The following is a 14026-nucleotide window of genomic DNA, read 5'->3' on the forward strand; positions in this document are numbered from 1 at the left end:
GTGGTTATGAGTAAATTTAAAAAGCAAATTAAAAAATTAATATCAATAACATTAGTAGCCACATTAATTTTTGGAACTCTTTCATTAATAGGATGTGGTGGTTCATCAAAATCTGCTGGTGGAAAAAACTTCTTTTTCACAATAAGAGATATAGATGATGCATTTAGAGCGACACTACAGCAAAGCCTTGAATCAGCTGCTAAATCAAAAGGAGCAACTATTACAACTAAATATTGCGGATTAAAATCTGATCAACAAGTAGCAGATATTAAAGAAGCAGCTGCTTCTGGAAAATATAGTGCAATTATATGTGTACCTACAGATTCATCAACAGCCCTACAGCTTGAACTTGCAGCAGGTGATTTACCGGTTATTTTCTTAAATAATAAGCCTGATGATTCTGTACTTAAGCCAAATAAATATGTATACGTTGCATCTGATGAATATCAGGCAGGCAGATTTCAGGCAGAATATATGTATGATCTTCTAGGCAAGCCAAAGGAAATCAATGCAATTATACTTATGGGTGAAAGAAATCATTCAGGTACAATAGGTCGAACAGAAGCTGTTAAAAACTTCTTTAAAGACAATGGAGTAACTCTAAACATTGTATTTAATGATTATGCAAATTGGTCAGATGAAGAAGCTGATGATTACATGAAATTATTCTTTAAAACAGGTCAGAAAGTAGATGTTATCTTCTGTAATAACGATACAATGGCACTTGGTGTTATAAAAGCACTTAAAGAAGCCGGGTTTAACACAAGTCAAATACCAGTAGCTGGTGTAGATGCAACAAAGGAAGGATGCCAGTCAATTGCAAACAATGAGCTTAATTTCACTGTTTATCAAAATGGTGCTAAGCAAGGTGAAAAAGCTATTGAAGTGGCAATAGCACTTGCTGACAAAAAAGATACATCAAAGATTGAAGGAATAAATGAAACTAAGAAATGTTTCTTTGTTGATTTTGAAAAAGTAACAAAATCTAATGTATCAAGTTATCAGTAATAATAAATTAAAGTCTAAATATCACCCGCCAAATTTAGTTTACGCTAACATTTGGCGGGTATTTATTTATATATATTCTAATATTTCCCTTTACAATTTGGCATAAAAAAGCTAAAATAAGTTTGTCAATTTTGACATAAATCGTTGAAGAGAAGAGTAGATTAAGCAGAGGTTCCAGAGAAGGATACATGTCTTAGACTTGGTGGAAGTATCCTAACTTAAACTTAATTGAAGACCAGCTCTGAGAGGCTCTAATCAAGCCCGGTGATTCCGTTATAATCATTAAATGAGAGGCCGAAGTTAGGCTTTGGGATAACTGATTAGAAGATTTAACTTTAATCAATAACTTTCCTAGATAACACTTTGGCAAGCAGGGTGGAACCGCGTAAAATTAAATTATACGTCCCGTGCATTAGAAAAACTAATAATTAAGACTATTAAGAAGGAACCTTTTGATTTCTATTAACATATAAAGTTTTATTTAATTTGTTTATTCTAATGTACGGGCTTTTTTTATCGTCCCGGCTTTTTAAAGCGAAAGCTTTAGACTAGATTTTAATTATTTTAAGGAGGCCATTTATGGTTAAAGAGGAGTATTTAGAGGTTTACCGCCATTCCCTTGCTCATGTACTTGCTAAGGCAGTAATGGAAATTTTCGGTAAGGAAAATGTTCAGATTGCAATTGGACCTCAGATTGCAGATGGTTTTTATTATGATTTCATCTTACCTAGAACTGTAACTAAGGAAGATTACAAGACTATCGAAAATAAGATGACAGAAATCTTAAAAAGAAAAGAAGACTTCACAGTTAAGGAAGTATCTAAGGAAGAAGCTTTAAAGCTTTTTGCTGATCAGAAATTTAAGGTTGAATTAATCAATGACTTACCAGAAGGTGAGAAGATTACAGTATATAACACAGGTGATGATTTCTATGATCTATGTCGTGGACCTCATGTACCTAATTCACAGGAATTATTATCTGCTTCATTTGAAATTAAGTCTGTTTCAGGTGCTTACTGGAGAGGTGACGAACATAGAGATATGCTTCAGAGAATCTATGTTTATGCATTCCCTGATAAGCAGCAGCTTAAGGAACATAAGAAGTTAATTCAGGAAGCTCTAGAAAGAGATCATAAGAAGATTGGTCCAGCTCTTGATTTATTTATGTTTGATGAAACAGCTCCTGGTATGCCTTACTGGTTACCAAGAGGTTGGAAGATGTTTAATGCCTTACTTGACTACTGGAGAGGCATCCATGATAAGAAGGGTTACGAAGAAATCGCAGCTCCTGTTGTAAACTCAACAGTACTTTGGAAGACATCAGGTCACTGGGCTCACTATAAGAACAACATGTTCCTTATGTATAACGAAGATGCTGATGACGATACAGATCCAGATGATATCTTTAAGTTTGCTCTTAAGCCAATGAACTGTCCTAACGCTATGATGGTTTATAAAAGAAAGCAGCATTCTTATAAGGATCTTCCAATTCGTTACAACGAAACAGACCTTGTACACCGTAAGGAAAAGTCTGGTCAGTTAAATGGTTTATTTAGAGTTCAGTTATTCCGTCAGGATGACTGCCACTTATTTGTAACAGAAGACCAGATTGGTTCTGAAATTAAGAACATCATGTCTATTGCTAATGATATCTACAACACATTTGGTTTAACATACAGAGTTGAATTATCAACAAGACCAGATGATTTCATGGGTGATATCAATGTATGGAACAAGGCTGAAGAAAGCTTAAAGAATGTATTAAATGAAATGTTTGGTGAAGGCGGATACGAAATCAACGAAGGTGATGGCGCATTCTACGGTCCTAAGATTGACTTAAAGATGAAGGATTGCCTTGGTAGAGAATGGCAGACTGGTACTATCCAGCTTGACTTCCAGCTTCCAAAGAACTTCGAACTTAAGTATGTTGCAGCTGATGGTTCAATGAAGCAGCCTGTAGTATTACATAGAGCTATCTTTGGTTCATTCGAAAGATTCTTTGGTATTATTACAGAAAACTTCAAGGGTGCATTCCCATTCTGGTTATCTCCATACCAGGTTGGTGTTGTTCCAATCTTACCTGAACATAACGAATATGCTAAGGAAGTTGCTGACTTACTTGATAAGGCTGGTGTTAGAGTTGAAGCTAATTACTCAGACAACAACATGAATTCTAAGATTAAGACATTTAAGAACTTCAAGGATCCATATATCATCGTTATTGGTGATAAGGAAGTTGCTGAAAGAACAGTTTCAATCAACATTAGAGGAACTAACAAGAAGCTTAACAACGTTCCACTTGAGAAGTTCATTGAAATGTGTAAGAAGATGAATGAGACTCACTGCCTTGATGTAATTGACACACTTGAATAGGTTTTAGGATACTAAAATAAATATAATACTTATAAAGCTATCATATACAAAAAACTAGGAAACCGAAATTATAACTTTAGTTTCTTAGCTATTTGTAGGATGATAGCTTTTTTCTTTATAATTACGAAAAATCATGCTATAATACCAATAGAAATTCGTTAATAACAAGGAATAAAAAATGAAAAAACACAGTTTACGAGAGCAAATTAAAAGCGTTACTAATTTGAACGACAGAATTTATCTTTTTGTTGTCTTAATTAGTATTATATTAACATTACTAACTACAATAGTAACTCTAGCTGAAAACTCAAGTCCTCATGCTGGACTTTCTGTTTTTTTTGCTTTTTTTATAGTTAGTATAATTGGTTACATAAGCATTAAATATAACAAGATGAAGATAGGAAAGCTAATTTTTTCATACATTTTTGGATGTGTTCTTCTACCTTGTGTTTACCTTTATTGTGAGGGAATTAACTCTGGTGCTCCTCTTTACCTACTTACTAGTTATTTTATTATTGGACTTCTTCTTACAGGTAAGAGCGCTATTATATGTTATGTTGTAACATTAACACTTCATATGATTCTAATATGGATACCTTACTTTCATCCTAACAGCTTTAATATTGAACCATTATCATTAGAAGCGCGTTATTTTGACAATGCTATAGCAATTGTATTGGTGGGTTTTGCTCTTTTTACATTATCAATTGTTTCCCTTGACTCTTATAGAAAGGAACATGATAGTAATAAGGAATTACTCACAAAATTAAAAAACATGTCTGAACATGATGAATTATCAGGTCTTTATAATAGACGCTATTTATACAGGCGTTTAGAAGAACTTTACTCAAATAATAACGACGAAATTAATAGCTATTATATAGCCATGTATGATCTTGATAATTTTAAAACTATTAATGATACTTATGGACATTTATTTGGTGATAAGATTATTGTATATTTTTCTGATATTTTAAAAAGAAATATTAATGAAGAGGCAGGAGAGCTTGCAAGCAGATTTGGTGGTGAGGAATTTATCTGCATTTATAAGGCTTCAACCCTTGATAAAGCCTATGCCAAAGCTGAAAGTATAAGATTAAATCTTCAGCTAAGTGAATGGAGTGAAGATAAGAATTTAACTACAACTGTAAGTACTGGCTTGGTTCCATGTAAGAAATTTAGCAATACAAAACAGTGTTTAAAGGAAGTTGATGACCTTTTATATAAGGCAAAAGAATCAGGTAAAAATCAGGTTTATTATAATAAATAAGTTAATAAATCAAACAAGACCAAAATTTATATTATATTAATGGATAAAAGTGAGAATTTATGCTAGCATAGATTCTCACTGATATTTTTTAAATTATAGTTATGAGGTAACAAAATGAAAACTGATTATTTAAAGGCTCTGCGTGATGGTGAGCCCCTTAATTTTAGAGACAGGATTTTTCTTATCTTAAAATTATCTGGTCCAGCTATGTTAGCTCAGATTTCATCAATCATTATGCAATATATCGATGCATCTATGGTTGGTAGATTAGGTGCTAATGACTCTGCATCCATTGGACTTGTTTCGTCTAGTACATGGGTTGTAGGGGGAATTATGATTTCCTTAGTTGAAGGTTTTAGCGTTCAAATAGCCCATTCAATTGGAGCAAAAGATAATAAAAGAGCAAGAAACCTAGTAAAGACTGGCTTAATAGTTAATATGCTTATTGCTTTTTTAATTACAATTTTCCTTGTGTCTGTTTCTTACGCATTACCTATTTGGCTTGGTGGTGCTGAAGAAATTAGAAGAAACGCAACAAATTACTTATTTATATATAGCCTATTTACACCTGTATTTATGCTAAATTTCCTAACTTGTTCAATGATACAAGCAAGTGGAAATATGAAGGTTCCAAGTATATGCGATACAATTATGTTTATACTTGATATGATTTTTAATTTCTTCTTCATATTCCCAACAGCAACATATAAGATTTTTGGCTTTAAATTAACTATCTTTGGTGCTGGCCTAGGTGTTAGTGGTGCTGCCCTTGGAACTGGTATGTCTTATGTAGTTGTAACAATTTTTCTTATTATCTATCTATTGTTTAAATCAGACATTCTCCATTTACGAAAAAATGAGAGAATCCACATTAAGATAGATGATTTAAAGAAAGCCTTTAAGATATCTCTACCTCTTGCTTTTGAAAGAGGTATAACAAGTGGTGCTAGTGTTGCGGTTACAAGAATTATTGCACCTCTTGGCTCAGTATCAGTTGCTGCTAATTCCTTTGCTGTTACGGCAGAAGCTCTTTGTTACATGCCAGGATATGGTGTACAATCTGCAGCAACTACTATTATTGGACAATCCATTGGTGCCAAAAGAACTGATCAAACTAAAAAACTTGGTCTTATTTCCATTGGAACAGGTATGATTATTATGGCATTTACAGGAATTCTTATGTTTTTCTTTGCACCATACATGATTGGAATACTAACTCCAGACCCAGAAATTAGAGCCCTTGGTACAACAATTCTTCGAATTGAAAGTTTTGCAGAACCATTCTTTGGTGCAAGTATAGTAGGCTCTGGTGTGTTTAGAGGTGCTGGAGATACCCTTGCCCCAAGCCTTATGTGCTTATTTAGCTTATGGTGTGTAAGAGTTCCATTATCAATTATTCTTGTAAAATCCTACGGATTAAAGGGTGTTTGGATTGCCATGGCAACTGAATTAACAGTTAGAGGTATTATTTTCCTAATTAGATTCTTTAGAGGCAAATGGGAGAATAAATTACTAAATAAATAATAACTTTTAGTACTAATATAAAGAAAATGGCGTAGTTTACAAACAATATGCAAACTACGCCATTTTTATTATTTATTTTTATTGTTTAATTCTTTCATTACCCCAGAAGAATACAGCAACTGTACCTGGACCTGTATGAACACTAATTGTACCACCGATTAAATTAATTGGGATTTCCTTAACAGCTGGGAAAGCTTCAAGTAGGGCATCCCTTGTTTCAATGGCAGATTTCATATCACTTGTACTAATCCATATCTTATCAGAATAGTTCTCACCATTAGGATTAGCCTCGATAATCTTACTTATAACCCTTTTTATTACCTTTTTCTTAGTTCTAATCTTTTCTCTTACCTGTAGAGAGCCATCGTAAGCTACTTCCATAAAAGGACAGATATTTAATAGGTTTCCAATTGTTCCAGAAGTTTTTGAAATTCTTCCACCCTTAATAAAGAATGTAAGATCATTAGAATAAAACCAACTTTGTAACTTTAATCTATTCTCAAGGGCAAAATCCTTAATCTCATCAATTGTCTTACCCTCATCTCTTAAATCAGCAAGCTTGTCCATAAATAAACCATAGCCTGATGAAGCACCCAAAGAATCAATTATATAAATCTTTCTGTCTGGATATTTATCCGATAATTCATCAGCAGCAATATTAGCTGAATTAATTGTTCCTGAAATTCCTGAAGATAAAGTTACATGTAAGATGTCCTTACCTTCCTTTAAAAACTTCTCAAAATACTCTGTATATTCTGTAACATTAACCTGAGAGCTATGTGCCTCTGCACCATTTAACATTTTTTTGAAAAGTTCTTCCTGTGTTATTGTAACACCAATATTATCATCTAACTCTACACCATCAACACTTAGGTGAAAGAAAACTCTCTCTATATTTCTTTTTGTAAACCATTCGCTATTAACATCAACTGTTGAACAACAACTTAAAACGAAATCTGACATTTCCCTAAAAACCTCCATCATTTTTTATTTAACTTATTCTATCATCTTTATATAATAGAGGCAAATATTGATAATAGTTTTTATAGAATATGTTTATCAATAAAATTCTTCTCATTAATACAAAAATAAAGTAAAATATACATTGTTATAAAGTAGGAGCTAGATTATGAGACATAAAAGATTTTTAAAACGACTTATTTTTATACCAATCACTATAATAGGAATAATTGCCATTGTAATAATTGGACATTTTATTCTAAATAAAAATAAGATTGAAGTTGTTAATGCCAGTTCAATAACTGAATTAGCATTGAACAAAAAAGACTTTAAATCCGGTGTCTTAAATGAAAATCTAAAAGAAAAAAAGGACACCAATTATATTTATATTAAAAAGCTTTATGAAATTGGAGAGCAAAGCTTTAGATTAAGTTCTGATAATAGTATTCGTCTACAAATCAAAGAATACACTAAAGACAAGGACTATATTGGGACTATTGATATGGGGGATCACGATTTATATACAAAATCTGACGAATGTTACTATATAACATTTACAGCTTATAAAGACATGAATGGTCAGGTTAAATCTACTAATTATAAGGAATTAATCTCAGATATTAATTCTCTAATAACTCTAACAAGTATAGATACAGATTCTCTAGATAATTTACCAGCTACTAATTCAACTTATATTAACAAAGGAAGCCTTTCAAATAAAGCCAACTACAAAACAGGAAGATATCTGTCATGGGGTGGTTCATATAGCAATGAAAAGGGAAGTTATTGCACAAGGGATTTCTATATGGTAGACCCACAAACAACTTATTTTATTAATATTAATGATTCAAGAGTTAGCCTTACAGTTAATGAATATGATAAAGATGGAAAATGGCTTTATTACAAAGATTCTCTAACTAATGGCAAAGAATATACGCCAACAGATAATAAAGTAGCCTACATTGGAATTACAATACGAAGTATTGAATGGAGCGTTGATCCAATGGATTTACTAAAAGCCAACCTAATTATTGATTTTGGAAGAGATTTCTACATTGATAACTTAGAAAAAGAAGATATTGAAAATGTAGATTTTTCCGATATAAATAATTACAGCTCTGGACTTTTTTATAAGGGAAATATAGGAGTGGATAAAAACTGCCTTAGGTTAAATTATTATTTAAATGTTAAACAAACAAAGTACATGGTTGAATCTATGGATCATTATTTAAAAATGTATATTCAGGAATTTGATAATAACAATAGCCTTATTAATTCTTGTTCAAAAGAAAATGGTGAAAGTTTTTCTCCAAAGGAAAATACCTCCTATGTAGCTATTTATCTAAAGTGTGAGAATGATGTAAATTTTTCTTACTATAAAAATGACTTTAATATGAAAAAAGCTATTAACTTATCCGAATTTATTCCTTATAATTACAATAAGGAGATGGCGGATTTAAGTGCTAAGGATATAGTAAATAATATTAATGTGGGATGGAACTTAGGAAATTCCCTTGATTCACACTACGGGGACCCATTTACCGGGCCTCACCTAAATCAAGAAACCGCATGGGGCAATATTACCGTATCTAAGGACTTAATCGATTACGTGAAACAACAAGGCTTTAATACTATAAGAATCCCTGTTACATGGGTTAATAACACTTATAGAGATGATAATGGGCATTTAAAAGTTTATACAGAATGGCTTGAGCGTGTGTCAGAAGTTGTGGCTTACGCTTATGCTAATGATATGTATGTAATAATTAATACCCATCACGAACAGCCAATTATTTATGCCGGAACAACGGATGATAAATTTAATCAGGTTTGTAGTGATGCAAGAGATTTATGGAAGGAAATAGCCACATACTTTAAGGATTATGATGAAAAGTTGATTTTTGAGAGTTACAACGAAGTAGACAATGTTGAGAGAAGCTGGAATTTTAGTGAAAAAGCAGCAAGTCAAGTAAATACTCTTAATCAGATTTTTGTTGATACCGTAAGAGAAACTGGAGCTAATAATGCTAAGAGAGTTCTTATGATACCAACTTTACTTGATGGGTCTGAAAAAAGTTATTTAGATGCATTTGTTATGCCAAAGGATAGCGCTTCTGGAAAAATTATCCTAACGGTGCATAATTACTCAACATTACTTACAACAGACATTAATGCAACATTTGCGACTCTTAAAGATTATGCAGATAAATTAAATGTTCCTATTGTAATTGGTGAATTTGGAAGTTCCAAGAAAACATTCCTTCCCCTAGAGCTAAGGAATGTTCACGCAAGTAACTACGTTAAATGTGCTGCCAATTACGGTATTAAATGTATATACTGGGACAATGGCGCAGTTAATGACTATGCCATTGTTAACAGAAAGGATTTTTCCCTTTCTGAAACAGATATTATAACTGCCTTAATTAATCCAAGTGCATATGAGTTTAAGGATAGTCAACTTCTTAATAACTTTGACAACTTCCTTTATATGACACTAAACCAGGGCAATGGGGAATTAAAGGAAGATAAATATTGGGGAAGTATTGTTACTGGTTCTATGGAAAAAGGTATAGAAATATCTGATGGTACAAATTACATATCCTTAAATCTATACGCTGTTGATGAATTTGAGAATCTTAAAATTCACTATGTACATTTTTATGATTCTGATATGAATCTTATTGAGAACAACAACGACGGATATGGATATAAAAATAAGACCTTTAAGGTTCCAGATAATGCTAAATATCTGCGAATAGGAATTAATAATAGTAGCAAGGCAACAAAGCAGAATGAGTACGCAAGCGGACTTGACTCTGGAAAAATATCATTATCATTAGCTTTTATAAACACCAATGATAAAAAAACTATAAACAAATATAAATAAAGACTTAAATTTAGTCTTGTTTTAACATAACTATAATGCTAAAATTAGTCTGTTTTTTGTTGCAATTACGAAGTAATTGCAATGTAGCCTTGCGCTGCCGAAGGCATTATAATCGCAAGGTTCTAATTTTGTTGCAATGCGTAGTAATTGCAAAAATTTAACTGAGGATGGGAACGACAATGGGACGTAAAAATTCAGGTGCTAACACCAATGTCATTTATATATTAAGTGACATATTTTTCGGTTTGCTATCTTATATAATTGCTGCAACGATCAATTATATTTTTCTTAATGAAAATGCACTTTTTACTGAAGTTTGGGCCATAAGTGCAAGTATAATAGCAGTTTATGTTATAAGTAGTAAAGAATCTAGAGTTTATAATATGACAACATTTTTTTATGCTGACAGATTCTTTTTACTAATTAGCAAATCCTATGTAATAAGTTTAGTGATATCCATTTTATTACCCTACTTAACAAGGGATAGACGAATATTTGAGAATTCATTTTTCTTATTATTTTTCGCAACAATTTATTATGTAATGCTTTTTATAAGCACAATGATAAATAGAGCCTTATCTAAAAAGACAAGCTTTATGGCTCAAAGAGCTATAATGATTGGAGAAACTAATGAATACAACAAATTCATTAGTTTCCTAAATAAGGGTGGATTAAATACCAAGATTCTTGGATTTGTATCATTTGATCCTAGTGTATGCGCTCATGATAATTATCTAGGTAACGTTAATGACTTGGTTGATATTATTCAAAAAAACACTGTTGATCAAGTATTTATTATGAGTAAACACGAAGAAAATATTGACACAATTCAGGAAATTATGGATATATGTAGAGTAATGGGTGTAACCACAAGACTTATTCTTAATATGTACAACTCTAGTGCAGTTGGTCGCTACGTAAGTAGTATTGGTACATATCCTGTTATGACATATCATGCTGTAACACTTAATATGTCCACAAGAATTCTAAAAAGAATAATAGATGTATTGGGAAGCTTAATTCTTCTAATTGTATCATCACCAATTATTCTTATTACAGCTATTGCTATAAAGTTAGATTCTAAGGGACCTGTTTTCTTTAAGCAAAAAAGAGTTGGAAAAAATGGACGTATTTTTTACATGTACAAATTAAGAAGTATGTGTAATGACGCAGAAGCTAAGAAAAAGGAGCTTCTAAAGAATAACCAAATGGCTAATGACCTTATGTTTAAAATGAGCGATGATCCTCGAATTACTAAGGTTGGTAAATTTATTAGAAAAACAAGTATTGATGAATTACCACAGCTATTTAATGTCTTAAAGGGAGACATGAGTTTAGTAGGAACTAGACCACCAACAATAGATGAAGTAAAGCAATATGACAAGCGTCATTGGAAGCGTCTTGTTATTTGGCCAGGAATTACTGGTAACTGGCAGGTTAACGGACGTAGTAAAATAACTGACTTTGAAAAGGTCGTAGATTTAGATGTGGATTATATAGATAACTGGAGTATCTGGTTAGATATTAAAATTCTACTAAAAACAGTTAAGACTGTTTTATTTAAAAATGATGCTTATTAGGAGGGAATATGAAAATTTTATTTGTTGCCTCTTCAGGAGGTCATTTAGAAGAAATTTCCTGTCTATATCCTATTGCTTGCAAATACGATAGTGCCCTTGTTACAGAAAACGGCGGACAAGAAAAAACACTTTGGGGGGATAAAACCTATTTTGTCCCACAAATAAATAGAAAACAAGCTAATTTTCCTATAGCCTTTTTAAAGCTATTTATTAAGGCTAGGAAAATTATTAATAAAGAAAAACCAGATGTTATAATATCAACTGGAGCACTAATGACATATCCATTTTGTGTTATTGGTAAGAAGAAAAAAGCAAAGATCATTTATATTGAATCCTTTGCACGAATAGACTCAGCTTCCCTAACGGGTAAGTTAATGAAGAATAAAGCGGATTTATTCTGTGTACAATGGAAGGAAGGACTTGAGTTTTTCCCAAATGCAGAATATATCGGCGGGATTTTTTAGGAGGCTATTATGATATTTATTTCACTAGGAACACAAAAATTCCAATTTAACAGACTATTGCAGCTTATGGACGACTTGAAATTAAATGGTCTAATTAAAGAAGAAATTTTTGCTCAGATAGGAAATAGCGATTATGTACCTAAATCCTTTGAATATGCTACATTCCTATCTGCTAAAGAGTTTGATGAAAAATTAACATCCTGTTCATGTCTTGTAACTCATAGCGGCGTAGGTACAATTTTAAAAGCTATTAATAATAATAAGCCAATAATTGTTATGCCAAGACTATCAAAATACAAGGAACATGTTGATGATCATCAAGTTGAGATTGCGAAGGCATTCGCTAAGAAAAATTTTGTTTTAATGTATACTCCTGAAACAGATATGGTTAATTTAATATCTGAAGCTAAGACGCATACATTTGATAAATATATTTCAAGCAAAAAACAGGTAATTGAAAGAATCGAGAATTACCTAGAATCTTTAGAAAATAATTTATAAGAAAGGGAAAATTTATGTTAAAGATTATTATTGCTAATTTTCACTTAGAAAAGATCCTATGGATTATCAAGAAAAACATAGGCTACATGGTTTTTGTAGGTCTTGTTGCTGCACTTTTATTTGGAGGATATGCCTATGCTACACGTTCATCAGTATATCAGGCAAAGCTATCTTTCTATGCTTATTCTGATCCAAACTACGTATCAGATACATCAGTAAATATCACTTATAGTGAAGTAAACCAGGCAAAAAACCTTATTTCAAGTTACACTCAGATTTTAAAGAGTGATACTTTTATTGAGGCTTTAAAAGAAGAGACTGGCCTTAATTACTCTACTTCATACTTAAAGAGTATTATTTCAACAAGTGCTGTAAGTGATACTGCAGTATTTTATGTTTATGTACTTGATAGTAACCCAGTAAATGCTCAAAAAATCGCCAATGCAATTGGAGAATTAGCTCCTGACATGATTGTAAGTCTAGTTAAAGCCGGTGGAGTTCAGGTTCTTGATTCTGCTAAGCTTCCAACTACACCTTATAAGCAGACTAATGTAGGCTTTACAGCTATTCTTGGATTCCTATTTGGTTGTGTTGCTGCATTTGTTGTATTTATTATTAAGGGATTACTTAATACAACAATCCGTAGAAAATATGAAATTGAAGATATGTTCTCAATTCCAATTCTTGGTGATGTACCAGAAATAGAAGAAGATAAAACTAATGGTGCTATTAATACAGACGGCAAAAATCCTAAGTTCTTATCAGAAGACAGTTCTTTTGCAATGAATGAAGCATACAACGCAATTAGAACTAAGCTTTTATATACAGGAATGGATCAGAAGTGCCCAATTTATGGTATTACTAGTGCTGATTCAGGAGAAGGTAAATCTCTTAACTCAATTAACCTTTCAATTAGCTATTCACACCTTGGTAAAAAGGTATTACTTATTGATGGTGATTTAAGAAAAAGCGGTGTTCAAAGAGCTCTTAAAAAGAATGTACGTCACGGCTTAAGCCAGTATCTTGGTGGTATTAACAAAGACTTTGAATTATATAACTATAATGAAAACTTAGATATTTTATTTGCTGGAGAAATACCTCCAAATCCAATGGAACTTCTCTCAAGCGATAAGTGTCTTCATATGCTTGAACAATTACAAGAAGAATATGATGTAATCTTTATTGATTTCCCACCAGTTGGTGAAGTTGCTGATGCACTTGCACTTGCTAATACTGTTACATCTTATATTCTTGTTGTAAGAGAGAACTTAACTAAGTTTGATAAGGAAGAATCTATTATTAGATCATTAGAGCCACTTGGCGCTGATATCTGCGGCTTTATCTATAATGGCATTGCTACAGATTCAAGAGAATATAAATACAATACTAAAAAATATGGTGAAGAATACGGATATGGATTCCGTTATAACACTAATAAAGAAGATAAATAAGAGGTTAA

At 32.1% G+C, this 14026-nt stretch carries 10 protein-coding genes; 9 read left to right on the forward strand and 1 reads right to left on the reverse strand.

Annotated elements, in window-relative coordinates; genetic code table 11:
- Positions 1 to 6 precede the first annotated feature (6 nt).
- The 4 genes from T537_RS0107690 to T537_RS0107705 all read left to right on the forward strand — a co-directional run bounded on the left by T537_RS0107690 (position 7) and on the right by T537_RS0107705 (position 6175).
- Entirely contained in the window at positions 7 to 1008 is a 1002-nt protein-coding gene (locus tag T537_RS0107690; RefSeq protein WP_051637188.1) for a substrate-binding domain-containing protein, read from the forward strand.
- Between the two features lie 579 nt (positions 1009 to 1587).
- Positions 1588 to 3381, forward strand: a complete 1794-nt coding sequence (thrS, locus tag T537_RS0107695; protein WP_031557059.1) for a threonine--tRNA ligase — start codon at positions 1588 to 1590, stop codon at positions 3379 to 3381.
- 178 nt (positions 3382 to 3559) lie between these two features.
- Positions 3560 to 4651 carry a GGDEF domain-containing protein gene (locus T537_RS0107700; protein WP_031557061.1) on the forward strand — a complete coding sequence of 364 codons (1092 nt, stop codon included), beginning with the start codon at positions 3560 to 3562 and terminating at the stop codon, positions 4649 to 4651.
- A gap of 114 nt (positions 4652 to 4765) precedes the next feature.
- Complete coding sequence (locus T537_RS0107705) at positions 4766 to 6175, forward strand: MATE family efflux transporter (protein ID WP_031557063.1); 1410 nt, start codon at positions 4766 to 4768, stop codon at positions 6173 to 6175.
- 78 nt (positions 6176 to 6253) lie between these two features.
- Here T537_RS0107705 and T537_RS0107710 read toward each other — a convergent pair whose 3' ends face one another.
- Positions 6254 to 7138 carry a DegV family protein gene (locus T537_RS0107710; RefSeq protein WP_027437659.1) on the reverse strand — a complete coding sequence of 295 codons (885 nt, stop codon included), beginning with the start codon at positions 7136 to 7138 and terminating at the stop codon, positions 6254 to 6256.
- Between the two features lie 166 nt (positions 7139 to 7304).
- On the opposite strand from T537_RS0107710, the gene T537_RS0107715 reads away from it, so the two are divergent.
- The 5 genes from T537_RS0107715 (at position 7305) to T537_RS0107735 (ending at position 14018) form a co-directional block, all read left to right on the forward strand.
- Positions 7305 to 10022 carry a glycoside hydrolase family 5 protein gene (locus tag T537_RS0107715; protein ID WP_031557065.1) on the forward strand — a complete coding sequence of 906 codons (2718 nt, stop codon included), beginning with the start codon at positions 7305 to 7307 and terminating at the stop codon, positions 10020 to 10022.
- Between the two features lie 179 nt (positions 10023 to 10201).
- Positions 10202 to 11602: a sugar transferase gene (locus T537_RS0107720; protein WP_027437657.1), complete on the forward strand. Its 1401-nt coding sequence runs from the start codon at positions 10202 to 10204 to the stop codon at positions 11600 to 11602.
- Positions 11603 to 11610: 8 nt separating this feature from the next.
- Positions 11611 to 12066 carry a PssD/Cps14F family polysaccharide biosynthesis glycosyltransferase gene (gene pssD, locus T537_RS0107725; protein ID WP_027437656.1) on the forward strand — a complete coding sequence of 152 codons (456 nt, stop codon included), beginning with the start codon at positions 11611 to 11613 and terminating at the stop codon, positions 12064 to 12066.
- A gap of 9 nt (positions 12067 to 12075) precedes the next feature.
- A complete protein-coding gene (gene pssE / locus T537_RS0107730; RefSeq protein ID WP_027437655.1) occupies positions 12076 to 12567 on the forward strand; it encodes a PssE/Cps14G family polysaccharide biosynthesis glycosyltransferase in 492 nt (163 codons plus the stop codon).
- Positions 12568 to 12581: 14 nt separating this feature from the next.
- Complete coding sequence (locus T537_RS0107735) at positions 12582 to 14018, forward strand: tyrosine-protein kinase domain-containing protein (protein WP_027437654.1); 1437 nt, start codon at positions 12582 to 12584, stop codon at positions 14016 to 14018.
- The last annotated feature ends 8 nt before the right edge of the window (positions 14019 to 14026 follow it).

It is taken from the genome of Lachnospira multipara LB2003 (genome assembly GCF_000702205.1).
Lineage (GTDB): Bacteria > Bacillota > Clostridia > Lachnospirales > Lachnospiraceae > Lachnospira > Lachnospira multipara_A.